Origin of the sequence: Amycolatopsis sp. cmx-4-83, assembly GCF_046548815.1 — a bacterium.
GTDB classification, from domain to species: domain Bacteria; phylum Actinomycetota; class Actinomycetes; order Mycobacteriales; family Pseudonocardiaceae; genus Amycolatopsis; species Amycolatopsis pretoriensis_A.
The window spans coordinates 298952-317434 of the sequence record NZ_JAEBEF010000005.1; the positions used below are offsets into that span (position 1 = coordinate 298952).

Below are 18483 nucleotides of genomic sequence, written 5' to 3' on the forward strand. Positions count from 1 at the left end.
GTCCTGCTCCGGCGCCCAGCTCCTCAACCGCCCGCGCGGCCCGGCCCCACACCAGCTCCTCCACTGCCCGCGCGACCCGGCCCCACCCCGGCGCCCAGCTCCAACCGCCGCGCGGTCTCAGCCCCGCCGGAGCGCCCAGCTTCCGACCGCCGCGCGGCCCGAACCCCTCCGGCGCCCAGCTTCCCTTCCTGCGGGCACTCCGGCGATAATCGCTCCATGCCGACCTACGCCTACCGCTGCCGCGAGTGCACCGAGACCTTCGAGCTCCTGCGCCCGATGAGCGAATCCGGTGCGCCGGCGCCCTGCCCGGAGGGGCACTCCGACACCGTCAAGCTGCTCACCACCGTCGCCCTCACCGGAGCCGCGAGTGGTCCCGCGGCCCCGGCCGGCGGGGGCTGCTGCGGTGGCGGCTGCTGCGGCTAGACCGCCTTCAGCGCCTGCTCCAAGTCGGCCCACAGATCCTCGACGTCCTCCAGCCCGACGGACATCCGGATCAGCCGGTCCGACACCCCGGCTCCGTGGCGGTCGCCCTCCTCGACGATCCGGTGGCTGATCGAGCCGGGGTGCTGGATCAGCGTGTCGACGCTGCCGAGACTCACCGCCGGCGTGATCAGCCGGACCGCTCCGATCAGGGCGTGCGGGTCCCCGTCGACCTCGAACGCCACCAGCGGCCCGCCGATCCGCGGGTAGTGGACGGCCGTCACGGCCGGGTGCTCGCCGAGCCGTGCGGCCAGCGTCGCCGCGGTGGCCGACGCCGCGTTGACGCGCAGCGGCAGCGTGGAAAGCCCGCGTAGCAACAGGTATCCGGCCAGCGGGTGCAGCACACCGCCGGTGGCGAAGCGGATCTGCCGCAGCCGGGCGGCGTCCGAAGCGTCACACGCGACGATCCCGCCCATCACGTCGCCGTGGCCGCCGAGGAACTTCGTCGCGCTGTGCAGCACGATCCGCGCCCCGTGGCGGCCCGGGCGCTGGAGCACCGGGGTCGCGAAAGTGTTGTCCACCAACAGAGGCACGTCCCCGCAGGCGGCCGCCAGCGAGGCGAGGTCGACCTCGGCCAGCGTCGGGTTCGCGGGCGTCTCGACGAACACCAGCCCGGTGTCCGGCCGGAGCGCGGCCGCGACGGCGTCGGGCGCGGCCCACGTCACCTCCGTGCCGAGCAGCCCGGACTCGAGCAGGTGGTCGCTGCAGCCGTACAGCGGACGCACGGCGACGACGTGCCGCTTCCCCTGCGCCACCGCGGAAAGCAGGCAGGCCGAGACCGCGGCCATCCCGCTGGCGAACGCCACGCCGTGGTCGAAGCCCTCGAGTTCGGCGAGGGCCCGCTCGAACCTCTCCACCGTCGGGTTGCCCACCCGGCCGTAGATCGGCGGGCCGTCGAGCTCGCCACCGGCGGCGAAGTCGTCGATCCGGGCGGCTTCGGCTGCGCTGTCGCGGGACGGGTAGGTCGTGGACAGGTCGAGCGGAGCGGCGTGCACACCGAGGTCCGTGAGATCGTCACGGCCGGCGTGGACAGCTCGGGTTCGCAGCGAGGAAGTCATGGCAGCATGCTCGATCTTTCCCCGGATTCAAGGCAACAGCCTCGGATATGATTCGCCGATGTCCGATTCTGTCGAACTGAGTCCGGTGGACCTCGAGATTTTGCGTCTCGTCCAGAACGATGCCCGGATCACGAACAAGGACCTGGCGGCCGCCGTCGGGATCGCCCCGTCGACGTGCCTCGACCGCGTGGCCCGGCTGCGCGACACGGGCGTGATCACCGGCCAGCACGCCTCGGTCGACGCGGCCAAGCTGGGCCGTCCGCTGGAGGCCTTCCTGTTCGTCCAGGTCCGCCCCCACCGGCGCCCGCTGGTCGACCCGTTCATCGAGCACCTGCTGTCCCTGCCGGAGGTCCGCGCGGTCTACCACCTGACCGGCCCGGACGACTTCCTCGCCCACGTGGCCACCAGCTCGGCCGGCGAGCTGCAACGCCTGGTGCTCGACGAGCTGACCGCGCGGGACGAGGTGGCCCGCGTCCACACGAACCTGGTGTTCCAGCACTGGAGCGGCGGCCCGCTGCTACCTCCCGGCGCCTGACGTCAGAGGTTCTCGAGCCAGCGGCGCGTCTCGCGCGGGGAGGTGTGCCGGACGACGACCGGGCCCGGCGACTCGGCGGCCCACGCCCGGATCCGCGCGCGCTTCGTCGCGAACGACGCGAAGTGCCAGCGGATGATCGAGTCCGCCGAGAACACCTGGCGGACCGACTCGACGTTGCCGTTGCAGATCCGCTCGCGGGTCACCGAGCGCAGCACCGTCCGGCGCACCAACCGGCCCAGCGACAGCCAGCGCGGGTAGTCGAGCCCCACCACGAGCTGGGTGCGCGCCAGCACGACGTCCCGCCACTTCCCGTACGCGGCGTCGAGGACCCACCGCTCCCCCGCGCAGACCTCGGCGATCCGGCGGCGCTGCTCCTCGTCCGGCACCGGCACCCAGCCCGGCTGCCAGCTCAGGTCGTCCGCCGAAACGTAGGGCAGGCCGGTCCGTTCGGCGATGCGGGCGGCGAGCGTCGACTTGCCCGAGCCGGTCACGCCGTAGACGACGATGCGCTCAGGCACCGGGGTCACGGGCGGGCTCCTGCGGACCGCGGTAGGGCAGGGTCTGGCTGTACACGACGTTCGTGGTGGTGCTGCCGAACCGGGCGAGCTCGTCCATCGTGTGCTCGAGGTGGGCCATCGAGGCGGCGGCGATCTTGAGCGTGTAGCAGTCGTCGCCGGTGGTGCGCAGGCATTCGAGGATCTCGAGGCGGTCGGCGAGCAGCTTGTGCAGGGCCTCGTGCCGGCTGCCGGGGTACTTCAGCCGGACGACGGCGAGCACCGCGTAGCCGACCTTGCCGAGGTCGATCTGCGCGCGGTAACCGGTGATCACGCCGGTGGCTTCGAGCCGGCGGAGCCGTTCGGTCGTCGCGGACGCGCTGAGGTTGACCCGGCGGCCCAGCTCGGTGAGCGGCAGCCGGGCGTCGCGCTGGAGCTCGACGAGGATCGCCCAGTCCGTCTGATCGAGACTCTCGGTCATTCGCCGAATGTACCGCGAGATCCACGGCCCGAGCCGGCCAACGCCGTGATTGTTCCCTTCCTGCCAGGGCCGCGGCGCCGATAGCCTTTTCCGGTGAAGATCGGCGTGAACGTCCCCAACTTCGGTCCCGGCACGGATCCGGGCGTGCTGCGCGCGTGGGCGCGGACGGTGGAAGGCCTCGGCTACGACCTGCTCATGGTGTCCGACCACGTCGCCATCACGCCGGACGTCGCCGGGCAGTACCCGGCGCCGTTCTACGAGCCGTTCACGACGCTGTCGTGGCTGGCCGGGGTCACCGAGCGGGTGCGGCTCGGGACCACCGTGCTGGTCGTGCCGTACCGGCACCCCCTGCTGGTGGCCCGGATGGCGGCGAACCTCGACGCGCTGAGCGGCGGCCGGCTGGTGCTCGGCGCCGGCATCGGCTGGGCGAAGCAGGAGTTCGACGCGCTGGGCGTGCCGTTCGGGCAACGCGGGAAGCTCACCACCGAGTACCTCCGGACGATCCGCGCGGCCTGGGCCGACCACGACGACTACCGCGCGGGCCCGATCCCGCTCTGGCTGGGCGGCCACAGCGACGCCGGACTGCGCCGCGCGATCGAGCTCGGCGACGCGTGGCACCCGCTGCGGCTGACGATGGCCGGCTTCCGGGAAGGCTTGGCACGGCTGGAAAAGCTGGCCGGTGACCGGCCGGTACCTGCCTTCGCGCCGCGGATCCTCCTGCGGCTGACCGGGGCACCGGTGACCGGGCCGGGCCGGCGCGCCGGCGAAGGCACCCTCGAACAGGTCCTCGACGACCTGACGCAGCTGCGCGAGCTGGGCGCGGAGACCGTCGTGCTCGACCCGTTCGACACGGACCCGGCCGAAACCCTCCACCCGGAGGTGGCGTGGCGTGACCTCGCGGCGATCGCCGCGTCCTGGAAGGAGAACCGGTGAAGGAAACCGAAGAAACCCTGCTGCGGCGGGCGATCGAGCTGGCCCGCGAAGCGCGCGAGGAGCACGGCAACCCGCCGTTCGGCTCGCTGCTGGCCGACGCCGACGGCAAGGTGATCGCCGAAGACCGCAACACGTCGATCACCGACAACGACATCACGTCGCACCCGGAGCTGAAGCTGGCGCGCTGGGCCGCTCAGAACCTGGACCCGGAAACCGCCGCGGCGACGACGATGTACACCAGCACCCAGCCGTGCGGGATGTGCACCGGCGCGATCGAGCGGTCCGGGCTGGGCCGCGTCGTGTACGCGCTCTCGACCGAGCAGTTCCTCACCCTCCGCCCGCCGGTCGAGTGGGGCTACGAACTCGACGGCCCCGCCCTGTTCGACGAGGCCCGCGTGCCAGTCGAGGGCTACTACACGTGACGGGCTACGAGGTCCGCCCGGTGGCCCACGTGGAATCGCCCCTGACCCACCGGAGCGCAGCGCCGAAACAAGGCGACGAGGGCGCCCCACCGGCCCGGGTGGTCTTCACCCCGGAGTTCCACGCGGCGGCGGCCGACCTGAAACCGGGCGACCGCCTGGTCCTCCTCACCTGGCTGCACGAAGCCGACCGCGAAGTCCAGGCGGTCCGCCCCCGCGGCGACCCGGCCCGCCCCACGACGGGCGTGTTCTCGACGCGCTCCCCGGACCGCCCGAACCCGATCGGCCTGCACCCGGTCACCGTGACCGCGGCGGAAGGCGGCACGCTCACGGTGACCGGGCTGGAAGCCATCGACGGCACGCCGATCCTGGACGTCAAGCCGGTCCTGCGCGAGGTGGCCGGGCGCTGATCAGTAGGTCTTGAAGCCCTTTCCGGTCTTCCGCCCCAGCCGCCCGGCGGTCACGAGGTGCTCCAGCAGCGGCGCCGGGGCGAAGCCCTCCTCGCGGAACTCGAGGTACAACGTCCGCTGGATCGCCAGCGAGACGTCCAAGCCGACGACGTCCAGCAGCTCGAACGGGCCCATCGGCAAGCCGCAGCCGACCTTCATGGCCGTGTCGATGTCGTCCGCCTCCGCGTAGTGGGCTTCCAGCATCTTCACCGCGTCGTTGAGGTACGGGAACAGCAGCGCGTTGACGATGAAGCCCGCGCGGTCGCCGCAGTGGACGGCGTGCTTGCCGACCGCCGCGCAGACCGCGCTCGCCGTCGACACCACGTCCGGGGCGGTTGCGATCGTCGACACCACCTCGACGAGCTTCATCACCGGGGCCGGGTTGAAGAAGTGGAGACCGACCACATCGGACGGCCGGGACGTCGCCGCCGCGCACTCGATCACCGGCAGCGAGGACGTCGTCGTGGCGAGCACCGCGCCGGGGCGGACCACCTCGTCCAAAGCCGCGAACACCGCCTGCTTCACCGACAGTTCCTCGGCCACCGCCTCGACAACCAGGTCGACGTCGGCCAGTGCCTCGAAGTCCGTCACCGGGGTGATCCGGGCTAGTGCCGCCGCGGCGTCCTTTTCGGACAGTTTGCCGCGGACCACGGCCTTGTCGAGCGACTTCTTCACCTTCGCCACCGACGCTTCGGCCTTCTCCAGGCTCCGGGCGCGCAGCACGACGTCGAGGCCGCGCTTGGCGAACACCTCCGCGATGCCGGTGGCCATCGTCCCGGTGCCGACCACGCCGACCCGCGTGACCAGCCTCGGCGGCACCGAGTCCACAGTGGACGCGACATCGGAAGCGACCACGTTCGGCGAGTCCGGGGCGTCGTAGGTGTAGAAGCCGCGGCCGGTCTTGCGGCCGAGCAGGCCGGCCGTGATCATCTGCTTGAGCAGCGGCGCCGGGGCGTGCAGGCGGTTGCGGGACTGGTGGTACATCGTGTCGAGGATTTCGTTCGCGGTGTCCAGCCCGATCAGGTCGAGCAGCGCGAGCGGGCCCATCGGGTAGCCACAGCCGAAGCGCATCGCGGCGTCGAGGTCTTCGCGCGTGGCGTAGCGCTGCTCGTACATCCGCACCGCGTGGTTGAGGTAGCCGAACAGCAGCGCGTTCGCGATGAACCCGGCCCGATCGCCGATCACCACCGGCACCTTGCCGAGCCGCTCGGCGAACTCGACCACCTCGGTGACCACCTCCGGCTCGGTCACCACCGTCTTCACGATCTCGACGAGCTTCTGCACCGGCGCCGGGTTGAAGAAGTGCATGCCGACGACCTTGCCGGGACGCGTGGTGTGCACGCCGATCTCGGTGATCGACAGCGAAGACGTGTTGGACGCGAACACGACTTCGGGCCGGGTGATCTTGTCGAGCTCGGTGAAGACGTCGGCCTTCAGTTCGAGGCTCTCCGGGATCGCCTCGATCACGAGGTCCACATCGGACAGATCGGAAAGCGAAGTGCCGTAACGGATCCGACCCAGCAGCGCGTCACGACCGGCAGAATCCAGCTTGCCGCCGGAGAGCGCCCGTTCGGTCGAGTGCCGCAGGTGCCCGCGACCTCGCGCGACCCCCGCTTCGTCGAGCTCGACCGTGACGACGTCGAGCCCGCTGCGCGCGAGCACTTCGGCGATCCCGGCCCCCATCGTGCCCAGGCCGATCACTCCGACCGTCGAAATGTCCCGCGTCATCGAGGCCTCCAGAGATGTTACTCGCTGGTAATTGCCCCGATACTGCCACGCGGAACCGCGCGAAGCCCAGACGGAATCGAGTCAGTACGGCTCAAGTCACCCGGTCGGCGAACGCGGCTCACTCGCCGAAATTGCCGTCCACCAGCTCCTTTGCCTTCTCCAGCGCCGCAGCGGCCTGCGGGCCGCGGGCCCGCAAAAGAATCCGGTCACCCTGCCGGGCACCGAGCGACATCAGGGCCAGCACGCTGCGGCCGTCGGCCTCCTGGTCACCGAGCCGGACGGTGACCTCGGCGTCGAACTCGCTGAGCGTGCGTACCAGCACCGCCGCGGGCCGGGCGTGCAGCCCGACGTCGTTGCGCAGCTCCAGCTCGACTTCGGCGCCGCCCGCCGTGGCCTCGGCCGGCTCGAGGTCCTCGGGGATCCCGGCCGCGGCGGCGGCCTCGGCCACCGCCTTGCGGTCCTGCCCCGCCTGCGCCGCGACGGCCGCCGCGATCGCGCCCTCCACCAGCGGGCCGTCCGCGACGATGGCCGCCGACGGGTCGGCCAGCGATTCGACGGCCAGCTCGGCGGTCATCTGCGCGCTGCCGAGGTCGTAGAGCAGCACGACGCCGTCGCCGCGGTCGGCGCGCTGGGTGGCGGCGACGACCTCGTCGTAGTCCGTGCCGATCGAGCCGTCGGAGAGGCCGCCGGCCGGCACGATGGTGACGTCGGGCGCCATCTGGGCGGCCAGCTCGGCCAGGCCCTCGGCGAGTTTGGCGCTGTGCGAAACGAGCACGATCCCCACGCTCACCGGGCCGCCTCCGCGAACGCGCGCAGCAGCAGCGCCGACGACCGGGCGCCGGGGTCCAGGTGCCCCACCGCGCGCTCGCCGAGGTAGGACGCCCGGCCCTTGCGCGGCACCAAGTCCACTGTGGACTCCGCGCCGCGGTCGGCCGCGTCGGCCGCGGCGGTCAGCACCGCGGCGACGTCACCGCCGTCCTCCGCCGCCTTCTCCGCGGCCGAGACCGCGGGGATCAGGGCGTCGACCATGGTCGCGTCGCCACCGACGGCCTTCCCGCGGGCCTGGACGCCTTCGAGGCCGGCGCGCAGCGCGTCCAGCAACGCCGGGACGTCGAGGTCGGCGGCCGCGCCCAGCTTGGCCGAGGCACGCAGGAAAGCCGTGCCGTACAACGGGCCCGCGGCCCCGCCCACCTTGGAGATCAACGTCGTCGCGACGAGCTTCAGCACCCCGCCCGGTGTGTCCGGCGCACCGGCGTCGAGCGCCGCGACGACGGCTGTGAACCCGCGGTTCATGTTCTCGCCGTGGTCGCCGTCGCCGATCGCGCGGTCGAGTTCGATCAGTTCCGCGCGGTGCTCGGCGACCACCGCAGCGGCGGCGCGCACGGCCGCCGCGACTCCCTCGGCCTTGCAGGTCATCAGAGCCCCCACCGCAGCGCCGCGGTGTTGACCGGCGCGTCCCAGAGCTCGGTCAGCTCGTCGTCCAGTTTGAGCAACGTCAGACTCATCCCCTGCATCTCGAGGCTGGTGATGTACGGGCCGACCAGCCGGCGTTCGACCACGATCCCACGCTCGGCCAGCAGCCGCTCGGCGATGCCGTGGGCCAGGTACAGCTCGACGAGCGGGGTGCCGCCCATGGAGTTGGTGAAGAGCAGGACGCGGTCGCCGGATGCGAAGGGCAGGTCCGAGACGACGGCCTCGACCAGCCGCGCCACCAGCGCGTCGGCCGGTTCGAGCGGGATCCGTTCGCGGCCGGGCTCGCCGTGGATGCCGATGCCGAACTCGACCTCGCCGTCGTCGAGGTCGAAGCTCGGGGTGCCGGCGTGCGGCACGGTCGGCGCGGTCAGCGCGACACCGATCGACCGGACCCGGCCGATCACCTTCTCCGCCAGCGCGGTCACGGCGTCGAGCGAGTCCCCGCGCTCGGCGGCGGCGCCGGTGATCTTCTCCAGCAGCACCGTCCCGCCGACCCCGCGGCGGCCGGCGGTGTAGGTCGAGTCCTTGACCGCGACGTCGTCGTCGATCACGACGCTGCGCACCTCGAGGCCCTCGGCGGCGGCCAGCTCGGCGGCCGTCTCGAAGTTCAGCACGTCCCCGGTGTAGTTCTTGACGATGAGCAGCGCGCCCGCGTCGCCGGTGGTCGCGGTGACGGCGGCCTGCACGGCGTCCGGCGTCGGCGAGGTGAACACGGCGCCGGGTACGGCGGCGGCGAGCATGCCCTGGCCGACGAAGCCCCCGTGCAGCGGTTCGTGCCCGGACCCGCCCCCGGAGATCACGGCGACCTTGCCCGCGACCGGCGCGTCGGCCCGGACGACGACATCGGGGTCGTACTGGACGCGCAGGACGTCGGAGTGCGCGGCGGCGAGGCCCCGCAGCGACTCCGCGACCACGTTCGCCGGATCGTTGATGATCTTCTTCACGGCAACCTCCGGCACATCGGCGGGTGGGGTGCCCCCTTCCTACCTCGCCGCGCGGCCGACCGCCAGATCAGGGTTTGGGGAGCTTCGTGACGACGTTTTTCGCGACGGTCACCGCTTTGCCGCACGGGTCGTCGTCGGCCGGTTCGGCGGCGTAGCTGCCGTAGTCCACTTGGGCCAGTTCGACGTCGTCGCCCTGCCACGGCCGGTGCTGCCACTCCACCGTGCACCGCGACGAACTCGTGCTCGTCTGCTTCCGGAACGCGGTCACCCCGTCGCCGATGTCCACCTTGGAGTAACCGTCGCCGACGATCGGGGGCAGGCCCGGCCGGAACTTGACGGTGACCGTCGGGTCCGTTCCGTTGCTCTTCCAGTCGCACGAGTGCAGCCCCGAGGGCACGGACTTCGCCGACGGCACGGCGGCGCTCACCGCCGAAGTGTCGGCCATCGCGCACGGGTCGGCGGTCAGCGTGGTGCCCGGCGGCGTCGAGTACTTCTCCGGCGAGTTGTGCACCTTCTGGACGGCCGCTTCCAGCACCGCCTGCCCGGGACGGCACGGGTCGCCGGGGTAGGTGACCGACACGGTGAGCCCCAGGTCCGGGTTCAGCGCCGTCATCGCCGCGAGCATGCAGTCGGTGTCGCCGGTCTTGTTGACGCGCAGCGGCAGCCCGCCGACCTGGCCGGTCGTCTTGTCGGCCCGGGGCAGCAGGGTGTTCCCGAGCTCGACCTCGAGCCGCATCTCCTTGCCGCCGGGGTCCTTCACCTTGTTGCTGCAGGTGTCGAAGGCGATCGACGACTGCGACGGGTCGTCCTCGACCGTGCCGAGGCCGAGCGCGCCGAGGGCGTCCTTGGTCAGGAACTGGCACGGCTTGATCGCGCGCAGCACGTTCGTCGCCACGGCGGCGTCGGTGATCGGGCCGTCGGCGACCTGGCCGGTGCCGGCCGCGGCGGGCACCGTCGTCCGCGCGAAGTTGGACCGGCCGAGGTCCTGCCCGCACGCGGTCAGCGGCAGCGCGAGGGCGGTGACCAGCAGGAACAGCTTCGGGAGACGGCGGCGCCGGGCGTGAAGGAGCACGCGGTGCACGGTAGCCGCAACCCCGCGCCGCTGTCCGGACAACCCGGCTATTCGCCCGCGGCGGGCGCCGTGTCTTCCGTCTCGGTCGCGGCCGGGACGACGAGCGGCCGCACCTTCGCCCAGATGATGAAGAGCGCGGAGACGACCAGCATGCCGATCCCGGCCCACAGGTTGATGTTGACGCCGGCGGCCTTCTCGAGGTCCGCGTCGGAGGTGAAGCCGATGCCCATCACCGTCAGGATCACGCCGTAGACGCCGATCAGCAGGGCGATGATCAGCCGGATGTCGAAAGCGCCCGCCTTGCGGGGCCGCGCGCCGGACTCGGTAGCCATGACGGACCTCCTAGAAGATGGCGTTGAGGGCGATGGTCAGGATGAGCACGATGCCCGCGAGCAGGCCCGGCTTGCGGTACCAGCCCGCGTTCTCGCCGGTGTCGTCGTGCTTGCGCGTTTCCTTCGGGGTCAGCGAGTAGACCAGCCCCACCAGCTCTTCGTCCGGCTTCGGCTTGGTCGCCAGCGACACCGCGACGCTCACCACGATGTCGACGACGAACGCGGTCCCGGCGGCGACGAAGCTGATCCCCTGGCCGGTCAGGCCCAGCACCCCGGCCTGGGAGAGGCCCCAGACGGTGACCGCCGACGCGGTGCCGAAGAGCAGGCCGCTCCAGCCGGCGTGCGGGGTCATCCGCTTCCAGAACATGCCCAGGATGAAGGTCGCGAACAGCGGCGCGTTGAAGAACGAGAACAGGTCCTGCAGGTAGTCCAGGATGTTGCCGGAGTTCGACGCGATGAACGCGGTGCCGATCGCGAGGATCGTGCCGCCCGAGGTCACCACGCGCCCGAGGCGGAGGTAGTAGCCGTCCGGTTTGTCCTTCTTCACGTACGTCTGCCAGATGTCGTACGTGAAGACGGTGTTGAACGAGCTGAGGTTCGCCGCCATGCCGGCCATGAAGGAGGCCAGCAGACCCGCGATCGCGATGCCGAGCATGCCGTTCGGCAGCAGGTCGCGCATCAGCAGGAGAAGCGCGTTGTTGAAGGTGACGCCGCTTTCGGCCGTGCCGCCGTCCAGCAGCACCTGCTTGTCCCGCATGAACTCGGGGACCGCGACCGCGGCGACCATGCCGGGGATGATCACGATGAACGGGACCAGCATCTTCGGGAACGCGCCGATGATCGGCGTGCGCCGCGCGGCGGACATGCTCTTCGACGCCATCGCGCGCTGGACCTCGACGAAGTTCGTCGTCCAGTAGCCGAACGACAGCACGAAACCGAGACCGAACACGATGCCGAGGATCGACAGGATGTTGTTGCCGAATCCGGTCAGGTTGTCACCGGGCCACGAGTGCAGCTGCGCGGTACCGCCCGGGCTGTTGGTCACCTTGTCGACCAGGCCCTGCCAGCCGCCGACCTTGACCAGGCCGATGATGGTCAGCGGCACCAGCGCGATGACGATCACGAAGAACTGCAGGACCTCGTTGTAGATCGCGGCGGAAAGGCCGCCGAGCGCGGTGTAGGACAACACGATCGCGGCGGCGATGATGATCGACACCCACAGCGGCCAGCCGAGCAGCAGGTTCACGACGCTGGCCAGCAGGAACAGGTTCGCGCCCGCGATGAGGATCTGCGCGGTGGCGAAGCTGACGCCGTTGAGCAGATGAGCCGGCTTGCCGAAGCGGCGGCGCATGAACTCGGGGACGCTGCGGACCTTGGAGCCGTAGTAGAACGGCATCATCACGATGCCGAGGAACAGCATCGCCGGGATGGCGCCGATCCAGAAGTAGTGCACCGTCGGCAGGCCGTACTTGGCGCCGTTGGCCGACATGCCCATCACTTCGACCGCGCCGAGGTTCGCCGAAATGAACGCCAGGCCGGTGACCCAGGCGGGCAGCGACCGGCCGGACAGGAAGAAGTCGAGGCTGCTGGACACCTGACGCCGTGCCAAGTACCCGATGCCGAGTACGAGCACGAAATAGAACGCCAACTCGATGTAGTCGATCGCGCTCGCGTCGAGTCGCAGGTTCGCATCGGCTAGGACGAGCACCCGACCCACCTCTTTCAAACTGGACAACAACCCACAGGAATCCCCACTACCCTGTCGGATCGGGACAGTACTGCATGGATTCAGGGTCGGCACGCTGACGTGTCCGAAGTGGCCGGAGGGCGCGTCCCCCCTGGCATTCACCTGGGGAAACGCGCCCTCGTTTTCACGCGCCGCGGGAGCGGCAGCCGATCACCGGTCGGTCGGCACGGCGATTTCGCCTTCCTCTTCGATCAGCCGGGCCAGGACGGCGTCGGGCAGGTAGGTCCGGTGCGGGTAGCCCGGGCCCCAGGAGTTGAGGATCGGCACGGCGCCGAGCTCGTCGGCCCGCGGGTTGCCGAGCACGGCGTGCACGTCGTCGACCGACTTGGCCCAGCGGAACGCTTTGATGCCCTGCTTGGCTTCCGGCACGTACTGCTCGCGCTTTTGCCAGTCGTCGCTGGCGTAGGAGTCGTCCCAGAGGACGTGCCCCGCTTCGGCGAGCACCTCGGCCGCGGCGCGGACGGATGTACCGTTGTCGTCGCCGGGGTTGGTCTCGGGCCACTCGTCGCGCTTCTTGGCCGAGTCCCACAGCCAGCGGGCGGTGTACTCGCTGCCGTTGAAGATCGACATGCACCGCGACCAGCCGAACCCGACGCAGGCGCCTTCGCGGCCCTGGTCGTAGAACGCGTACCAGGCGTCGGTGTCCGGCGTCCCGCCCGGCTCGAGGCACACGCAGTGCCCGCCGCGGACCCGGCCGAGCTTCTCGGCACCGGCCCGCGCGATGAAGAACTCGCCGGAGGTCTCGTCCTGTTCCGGCTCGTCGAACGCGGAGTACCAGTTGACCCCGATCACGACGGGCGCCCGGGTGGGCCGGTCGTCTTCGGCGAGCGCGGACAACGGATACCTTTCCACGTGCCGCCAGTCGTCCGGAATGAACCGCCCGAGCCGCGGGTCGGCCGGATCGGAACCGAGTGGGCGATAACGCATGACTTCCTCCTCCGTGCAGGCGAAAACGCGCGCACACCGGCCGGCTGGCATGCGCACACGAGCTCGAAGGCGGACTGAAACGCAGGCACGGCAAAGAAAGACGGCCGAGCACACCACCCTCCGGCCACGCCGGAACGCACCGGCGGAACCCCTCGAAACGAGTGTCCCACCGGCACGCGGGAAAGGATCCGCAGCTCACCCGAACAGCGCAGGAATCGACCGAAATAAGACCTGGTCACAGCGCTGCGGCCGACCACGTCAATGATTTCCTTGCGGAGCAATCGAGCCGGAATCAGATACCGGAATCCGGCATCGATCCGGTATCGGCGCGGAGAACGATTACCGCGCCCGCCGTAACGCCGGAGCGCCCCGCGACGACCCGGTTGCCATACCGCAGCCGAAGGGAGCCCGGATGTCACCGTGGGCCGTCGTCGTACTCCTCCTCGCGATCTTCGCCGGAGCGGTCGGCGTGAAGGTGATGCGTTCCGCGACGGCGGCGGGCGCGGACCTCGACGAGGGAGTCATCGCGGCCTTTGCGGGCCTGCGGCTGACCCGCACCGCCGTCGTCGAGGGCAGCGGCGACCGGGCGCTGCACCACCCGGTGGCGGGCTTGTCCGCGCGAGTGGAGATCCGGAGCGCCGAACACAGCCGGGTCACCGTGCCGCGGGCGCTGCTGCTCGGCCTCCTGGCGCTGGCCGTCAAGAAGAGGGGTTACGAGAGCGAAGCCCACCTCGTCGTCGAAGGCCCCGGGCGGACGATCGAACGGGCGGTCAGCCTCCGGCAGCACCCGGGCGGCGCCGCGGCGGCCGAGGAGTTCGCCGCGGCGTTGAACGAGCTCGGCGAGCACCCCGGCTCCGGTCACCGCACGCGATCCCGTTCGCCGCACGGCCGGGAACGATTCGACGTCGCGCTGCTCGACGCCGGCGCGCACCAGCTCGAGGTCGTCCGGGCGGTCCGCCGTCTCGTGCGGGGAATCGGCTTGATCGACGCCAAGGAATTGGTGACCGGGGCCCCGTCGATCCTGCTGGAACAGGTGCCGGAGCCCGAAGCCGAAGCGGCCCGCGAAGAGCTCGAGAAAGCCGGGGCCGCCGTCGAACTGCTGTGAACCCCGGGGTCAGCTCTCCACGTGCCGGAACCGCGGCACGACGCCGCCGGCCGTCTCCACCGTCTCGGTGAACATCGCCTTCGGGCGCACCCACAGCCCCCTCTCGCCGTACAGCGCGCGGTACACCACGAGCTCTTCCTCGGTCTCGCTGTGCCGGGCCACGCCCAGCACCTCGTACTCGCCGCCCTTGTAGTGGACGTACCGGCCGGGCAGCACCTCAGAACAGCCTGAACTCGTCGGACTCGATGCCGCGCAGCTCGTCGTAGTCCAGGGTCAGGCACCGGATGCCGCGGTCCTCCGCCAGCGTGCGGGCCTGTGGCTTGATGATCTGGGCCGCGAACACGCCCTGCACCGGGGCCAGCAGCGGGTCGCGGTTGAGCAGCTCCAGGTACCGCGTCAGCTGCTCGACGCCGTCGATCTCACCGCGGCGCTTGATCTCCACCGCCACCGAGCCGCCGTCGGCGTCGCGGGCCATGATGTCGACCGGGCCGATCGCCGTCGGGAATTCGCGGCGGACCAGGGTGTAGCCGTCGCCGAGGGTCTTGATGTGCTCGGCCAGCAGCTCCTGCAGGTGCGCCTCGACGCCGTCCTTCTGCAGGCCGGGTTCCGCGCCCAGGGCCTGGGTGTAGTCGTGGAAGACCTCCTCGATGGAGATCACCAGTTTTTCGCCCTGCTTGTTCTCGACGATCCAGATCTTGCCGTCCTCGATCAGCCAGCAGGGTGGGCTCATCCAGTTCAACGGCTTGTACGCGCGGTCGTCGGAGTGGACCGACACCGAGCCGTCGGACTTCACGAGCAGCAGGCGGGTGGCCATCGGCAGGTGGGCGGTGAGCCGGCCGGCGTAGTCGACCTGGCACCGCGCGATCACGAGACGCACCCGAGGAGGGTAGGACAGAGTCGGTGATACTGGTCGGGTGGACCCCATTCAGCGTGTCGCGTCCCGTGAGGTGTACCGGAACAACTGGATGACCGTGCGGGAGGACGAAATCCGCCGCCCGGACGGCTCGCCGGGCATCTACGGCGTGATCGACAAACCCGCGTACGCGCTCGTCATCCCGCAGGACGGCGACCGGTTCCAGCTGGTCGAGCAGTTCCGCTACCCGGTCGGCGAGCGCCGCTGGGAGTTCCCCCAGGGCACCGCGCCCGACCGGGCCGAGGTGCCGGCCGCCGAGCTCGCCGCGCGCGAGCTGCGCGAGGAAACCGGGCTGCGGGCCGGTTCGATGGTCTCGCTCGGCAAGCTCGACGTCGCCCCCGGCATGAGCAGCCAGCGCGGCTGGGTGTTCCTCGCCACGGACGTCACCGAGGGCGAACCCGAGCGCGAGCACGAAGAGCAGGACATGCGCAGCGCGTGGTTCTCGCGGGCGGACGTCGAGAAGATGATCCTCGCCGGCGAGATCACCGACGCGCAGACGATCGCCGCGTGGGCCCAGCTCATGCTGTACGAGCGGCTCCAGCCTTGAGCATCCCGCGGATCACCAGGTGGTGGAACGGCTTGATCACCGCGAAGTAGGCGGGCCCGACGCGGTTGTGGAAGTGCACGATCGTGCCGAGCCGGAACCCGCGCGGCACCGCCTCGACCGTGAGGTACCCGCTCAGGTGACTGTCGTCCACGCCCGCGACCAGGTAGCGCTCCGGATCGCCGGACCGGACGGTGAAGAACGCCACCCGGTCGCCGGGCGCGAACCCGACGTCTTCGGGCCGGAGCCGGCCGGTCCGCGGCACCGAGGCGGTGTCCAGCCGCAGGGCCTTGGCGAGCAGGTAGCGGACGCCGAAGAGCCCCTTCACCCACCACGGCGACCAGCCGAACACGCCCGCGACGAACTCGCGCAGGCTGTTCTCGCTCGCGATCTCCTTGAATTCGACGTAGTCGGCGCCATCGACGTAAGGCTCGGTCATTTCCGTCTCCCCAGAACGAGTTCCAGCGCACTCTTGAGCTGGCGGCCGGACAGCGGAGGCACGATCTGCCCCGCGCCGACGACGACCAGGTACAGCGCCTGCGCGAGGTCGGCGTCGCCGCTGATCTCGGTCAGGTAGGTCACGCGGGTGCGGTCGACGCGCTCCTGAACCGCCCGCGCTTCAGCGTCCTGCAGGGCCCACGCCCGGACGGCGATCTCCAGCTCCGGCCCGGGTCCCGGCGCGAGGACGAGCTTCAGCAGCGCGCCCAGCCGATCGCCGTCGGCCGCTTCGGCCTGCTCGACGAACCGGGTCGTGCGTTCGGCTTCGAAGTGCTCCAGCAGGGCCGTGCGGAAGCCGCCCATGCCCTTGAAGTGGTGGTAGAACGAGCCCTTCGACAGGCCGAGGCGCTCGGTCAGCCGCTCGATCGTCACCGATGGCGCGCCCTGCTCCGCCAGCAGCACCAGCCCCGCGTCCAGCCAGTCCCGTTTGCCCGCCATGGCCATACCATACCGTATGGTACGGATCGCGGGTGCCAGAAACCGCACTTTCCCTATGAAAGTGCGGTTTCGGGCTCAGTCGGGCCAGGAGGGCTTGCGCTTCTCCAGGAACGCGGCCATGCCTTCGCGCGCGCCGGGCAGTTGCGACGCCGAGGCCATGACCTCCAGCGCGATCGCGTACGCGTCGGCCTCGGGCCGGTCGAGCTGGGCGTAGAGCGTGACCTTGCCCATCGCCTTGCTGGCCCGGCTACCGCGCGTCGCCCGCGCCAGCAGCTCCGCGACGGCGTCGTCGAGCTGCTCGTCGGGAACGACGCGGTTGACCAGGCCCCACTCCAACGCCGTGGGCGCGTCGATGACGTCACCGGTCAGCGCCAGCTCCATCAGGCGCTTGCGGCCGATCGAGCGCGCCACCGGCACCGCCGGCGTGTGGCAGAACCAGCCGCCCTTGCCGCCGGGCAGCGCGAAGCCCGCCGATTCGGCGGCGATCGCGAGGTCGCAGGACGCCACGAGCTGACAGCCGGCCGCCGTGGCCAGGCCGTGCACCCGCGCGATGACCACCTGCGGCACGGACTCCATCGTCTTCATCAGGTCCGTGCACAGCGTGAGCAGTTCGCGCACGCCCATCAGGTCGCGCGCGGCGACGTCGCCGAAGTCGTGGCCGGCGGAAAACACCGGGCCGGCGCCGGCCAGCACGATGCCGGTCGCGTCGGACGTGCCCGCCTCGCGGAACGCGGCGAGCAGCTCCGCCAGGTGGTCGGCGGACAGCGAGTTGCGCCGCGCCGCGCGGTTCATCGTGATCGTGACGGTGTCGCCGTCGCGCTTGACCAGGATGTGGTGGTACTCGGTCATGCTTTGAAGGTACCGCGGCGCGAAGCGCCTCCGTTGAGGGTGGCGGTGGGGAGGAAGGCGGAGGTAACCCGTCGAAACGTGCGCCGGTAGCTGTCCGGGCCGACGCCGACTTCGGCGTGCATCCGCCGTCGCAGGTTCGCCGCCGTACCCAGCCCGGAGCGCTCCGCGACCCGCTCGACCGGCAGCTGCGTCGTCTCCAGCAACCGCTGCGCCAGCCGGACGCGCTGGACCCGCAGCCAGCGCCCGGGCGTCACGCCGGTGGCCGCCGCGAACTCGCGGTGGAACGTCCGCTCGCTCATCCGCGCGTGCCCGACGAGGTCGTCGACGCCGATCCCGGACCCGAGCCGCGCCAGCGCCCAGTCCATTGTGGACGCCATGCCGGGCTGGGCGGCCTTCGGGGGCAACGGGTTGTCGACGTACTGCCGCTGCCCGCCTTCCCGCGCCGGCGGCATCACCAGGCGGCGGGCGAGCGCGGCGGCGACCTCCGCGCCGTGGTCGCGCCGGACCAGGTACAGGCAGAGGTCGAGGCCGCCGACGACACCCGCGGACGTCAGGACACCGCCGTCGTCGGTGTAGAGCACGTCCCGCTGGAGGTCCGCCCGCGGCGCGGCGCGGGCCAGCGCGTCGAGGTCACGCCAGTGCGTGGTCGCCGGGCGGCCGTCGAGCAGTCCGGCGGCGGCCAGGGTGAACGCGCCGGAGCACAGCCCGGCGACCGTCCGCCCGTCCCGGTGCGCGCGCCGCAACGCGCTCGCCGCCGCCGGAGGCACCGCGGCGAGCGGGTCGTCGCGGCCCGGGGCCAGCACGAGGTCGCAGCCGTCGAGCCCGGCGAGCCCGTGCGTGGCCGCGACGTCACCGAACGGCGAAACGGCCGTGCGCACCCGCCCCGGGCTGCACAACCGCAGGGTGAACGGGCCGATCCCGCTGTCGGTCCGGTCCTGGCCCCAGACCTCGCCGATCACCGCGAGGTCGAACATCCGCGTGCCGGGCAACAGCAGAACGCCGATCGTGCGCATGGCAGGAAAGTACCGCATCGCGCGTCTTCTGCCACTCCCCCGGCTCGGCGA

The 18483-nt window shown here is 71.2% G+C and carries 24 protein-coding genes; 7 read left to right on the plus strand and 17 right to left on the minus strand.

The genetic code is table 11. The annotated features are described in order from the left end of the window. Positions 1-216: 216 nt before the first annotated feature. The gene (locus tag ACLJQM_RS17195) at positions 217-423 is read left to right on the plus strand and encodes an FmdB family zinc ribbon protein (RefSeq protein WP_247019217.1); all 207 of its coding nucleotides are present in this window, start codon (positions 217-219) and stop codon (positions 421-423) included. Here the strand turns inward: ACLJQM_RS17195 and ACLJQM_RS17200 are convergent. Next, positions 420-1538 carry a trans-sulfuration enzyme family protein gene (locus tag ACLJQM_RS17200; protein ID WP_410632008.1) on the minus strand — a complete coding sequence of 373 codons (1119 nt, stop codon included), beginning with the start codon at positions 1536-1538 and terminating at the stop codon, positions 420-422. The two genes, ACLJQM_RS17195 and ACLJQM_RS17200, sit on opposite strands and share 4 nt — an antisense overlap. Positions 1539-1596: 58 nt before the next feature. Between ACLJQM_RS17200 and ACLJQM_RS17205 the strand changes: the two genes are divergently transcribed. Further along, on the plus strand, positions 1597-2073 hold the full coding sequence (locus ACLJQM_RS17205; protein ID WP_247019213.1) for an Lrp/AsnC family transcriptional regulator: 477 nt from the start codon (positions 1597-1599) through the stop codon (positions 2071-2073). Positions 2074-2075: 2 nt separating this feature from the next. On the opposite strand, the gene ACLJQM_RS17210 is transcribed toward ACLJQM_RS17205, so the two are convergent. Then, on the minus strand, positions 2076-2600 hold the full coding sequence (locus ACLJQM_RS17210) for an adenylate kinase (protein ID WP_410632010.1): 525 nt from the start codon (positions 2598-2600) through the stop codon (positions 2076-2078). Further along, positions 2584-3048, minus strand: a complete 465-nt coding sequence (locus ACLJQM_RS17215; RefSeq protein ID WP_410632011.1) for an Lrp/AsnC family transcriptional regulator — start codon at positions 3046-3048, stop codon at positions 2584-2586. The genes ACLJQM_RS17210 and ACLJQM_RS17215 overlap by 17 nt, the downstream gene beginning before the upstream one ends. Before the next feature lie 93 nt (positions 3049-3141). Between ACLJQM_RS17215 and ACLJQM_RS17220 the strand changes: the two genes are divergently transcribed. Genes ACLJQM_RS17220 through tsaA form a run of 3 tightly spaced genes read left to right on the plus strand, consistent with a single transcriptional unit; the run spans position 3142 to position 4810 of the window. Beyond that, the gene (locus ACLJQM_RS17220) at positions 3142-3981 is read left to right on the plus strand and encodes an LLM class flavin-dependent oxidoreductase (RefSeq protein ID WP_360765521.1); all 840 of its coding nucleotides are present in this window, start codon (positions 3142-3144) and stop codon (positions 3979-3981) included. Continuing rightward, positions 3978-4403, plus strand: a complete 426-nt coding sequence (locus tag ACLJQM_RS17225; protein WP_360765518.1) for a nucleoside deaminase — start codon at positions 3978-3980, stop codon at positions 4401-4403. The genes ACLJQM_RS17220 and ACLJQM_RS17225 overlap by 4 nt, the downstream gene beginning before the upstream one ends. Further along, positions 4400-4810 carry a tRNA (N6-threonylcarbamoyladenosine(37)-N6)-methyltransferase TrmO gene (tsaA, locus tag ACLJQM_RS17230; RefSeq protein WP_410632012.1) on the plus strand — a complete coding sequence of 137 codons (411 nt, stop codon included), beginning with the start codon at positions 4400-4402 and terminating at the stop codon, positions 4808-4810. The genes ACLJQM_RS17225 and tsaA overlap by 4 nt, the downstream gene beginning before the upstream one ends. Here tsaA and ACLJQM_RS17235 read toward each other — a convergent pair whose 3' ends face one another. The 8 genes from ACLJQM_RS17235 to ACLJQM_RS17270 all read right to left on the minus strand — a co-directional run bounded on the left by ACLJQM_RS17235 (position 4811) and on the right by ACLJQM_RS17270 (position 13072). Next, positions 4811-6577 carry a 3-hydroxyacyl-CoA dehydrogenase family protein gene (locus tag ACLJQM_RS17235; RefSeq protein ID WP_410632013.1) on the minus strand — a complete coding sequence of 589 codons (1767 nt, stop codon included), beginning with the start codon at positions 6575-6577 and terminating at the stop codon, positions 4811-4813. A 118-nt stretch (positions 6578-6695) separates the two neighbouring features. Then, entirely contained in the window at positions 6696-7367 is a 672-nt protein-coding gene (gene dhaM, locus ACLJQM_RS17240; RefSeq protein WP_360765509.1) for a dihydroxyacetone kinase phosphoryl donor subunit DhaM, read from the minus strand. Further along, a complete protein-coding gene (dhaL, locus tag ACLJQM_RS17245) occupies positions 7364-7993 on the minus strand; it encodes a dihydroxyacetone kinase subunit DhaL (RefSeq protein ID WP_410632014.1) in 630 nt (209 codons plus the stop codon). The genes dhaM and dhaL overlap by 4 nt, the downstream gene beginning before the upstream one ends. After that, positions 7993-8994: a dihydroxyacetone kinase subunit DhaK gene (gene dhaK, locus ACLJQM_RS17250; RefSeq protein WP_360765503.1), complete on the minus strand. Its 1002-nt coding sequence runs from the start codon at positions 8992-8994 to the stop codon at positions 7993-7995. Before dhaK ends, dhaL begins: the two co-directional genes overlap by 1 nt. A 67-nt stretch (positions 8995-9061) precedes the next feature. Next, positions 9062-10066 (minus strand): DUF3558 domain-containing protein, encoded by a 1005-nt coding sequence (locus ACLJQM_RS17255; RefSeq protein ID WP_360765501.1) that lies wholly within the window; start codon positions 10064-10066, stop codon positions 9062-9064. 47 nt (positions 10067-10113) lie between these two features. Then, positions 10114-10398, minus strand: coding sequence for a hypothetical protein (locus tag ACLJQM_RS17260; protein WP_360765499.1), 285 nt, complete (start codon positions 10396-10398; stop codon positions 10114-10116). Positions 10399-10408: 10 nt separating this feature from the next. Next, positions 10409-12106 (minus strand): sodium:solute symporter family protein, encoded by a 1698-nt coding sequence (locus tag ACLJQM_RS17265; RefSeq protein ID WP_360765496.1) that lies wholly within the window; start codon positions 12104-12106, stop codon positions 10409-10411. 189 nt (positions 12107-12295) lie between these two features. After that, positions 12296-13072 (minus strand): hypothetical protein, encoded by a 777-nt coding sequence (locus ACLJQM_RS17270; protein WP_410632015.1) that lies wholly within the window; start codon positions 13070-13072, stop codon positions 12296-12298. 412 nt (positions 13073-13484) lie between these two features. Between ACLJQM_RS17270 and ACLJQM_RS17275 the strand changes: the two genes are divergently transcribed. After that, positions 13485-14177 carry a ribosomal protein L7/L12 gene (locus tag ACLJQM_RS17275; protein ID WP_410632016.1) on the plus strand — a complete coding sequence of 231 codons (693 nt, stop codon included), beginning with the start codon at positions 13485-13487 and terminating at the stop codon, positions 14175-14177. Between the two features lie 9 nt (positions 14178-14186). Here the strand turns inward: ACLJQM_RS17275 and ACLJQM_RS17280 are convergent, their stop codons facing one another. Together ACLJQM_RS17280 and nucS are read right to left on the minus strand one after the other, a co-directional pair. Beyond that, entirely contained in the window at positions 14187-14393 is a 207-nt protein-coding gene (locus ACLJQM_RS17280; RefSeq protein ID WP_410632017.1) for a DUF1653 domain-containing protein, read from the minus strand. Position 14394: 1 nt separating this feature from the next. Beyond that, positions 14395-15054 (minus strand): endonuclease NucS, encoded by a 660-nt coding sequence (gene nucS / locus ACLJQM_RS17285; protein ID WP_247019181.1) that lies wholly within the window; start codon positions 15052-15054, stop codon positions 14395-14397. A gap of 37 nt (positions 15055-15091) precedes the next feature. Here nucS and ACLJQM_RS17290 point away from each other — a divergent pair, with 37 nt between their 5' ends. Beyond that, positions 15092-15637: an NUDIX domain-containing protein gene (locus ACLJQM_RS17290; protein ID WP_410632018.1), complete on the plus strand. Its 546-nt coding sequence runs from the start codon at positions 15092-15094 to the stop codon at positions 15635-15637. Here ACLJQM_RS17290 and ACLJQM_RS17295 read toward each other — a convergent pair. The 4 genes from ACLJQM_RS17295 to ACLJQM_RS17310 form a co-directional block, all read right to left on the minus strand. Then, on the minus strand, positions 15609-16073 hold the full coding sequence (locus ACLJQM_RS17295) for a DUF2867 domain-containing protein (RefSeq protein ID WP_360765484.1): 465 nt from the start codon (positions 16071-16073) through the stop codon (positions 15609-15611). The two genes, ACLJQM_RS17290 and ACLJQM_RS17295, sit on opposite strands and share 29 nt — an antisense overlap. Next, positions 16070-16570 (minus strand): TetR/AcrR family transcriptional regulator, encoded by a 501-nt coding sequence (locus tag ACLJQM_RS17300; protein ID WP_360765482.1) that lies wholly within the window; start codon positions 16568-16570, stop codon positions 16070-16072. Before ACLJQM_RS17300 ends, ACLJQM_RS17295 begins: the two co-directional genes overlap by 4 nt. A 75-nt stretch (positions 16571-16645) precedes the next feature. Beyond that, positions 16646-17419 (minus strand): enoyl-CoA hydratase-related protein, encoded by a 774-nt coding sequence (locus tag ACLJQM_RS17305; protein ID WP_410632019.1) that lies wholly within the window; start codon positions 17417-17419, stop codon positions 16646-16648. Then, the gene (locus ACLJQM_RS17310) at positions 17416-18432 is read right to left on the minus strand and encodes a GlxA family transcriptional regulator (RefSeq protein ID WP_410632020.1); all 1017 of its coding nucleotides are present in this window, start codon (positions 18430-18432) and stop codon (positions 17416-17418) included. The genes ACLJQM_RS17305 and ACLJQM_RS17310 overlap by 4 nt, the downstream gene beginning before the upstream one ends. Positions 18433-18483 lie beyond the last annotated feature (51 nt).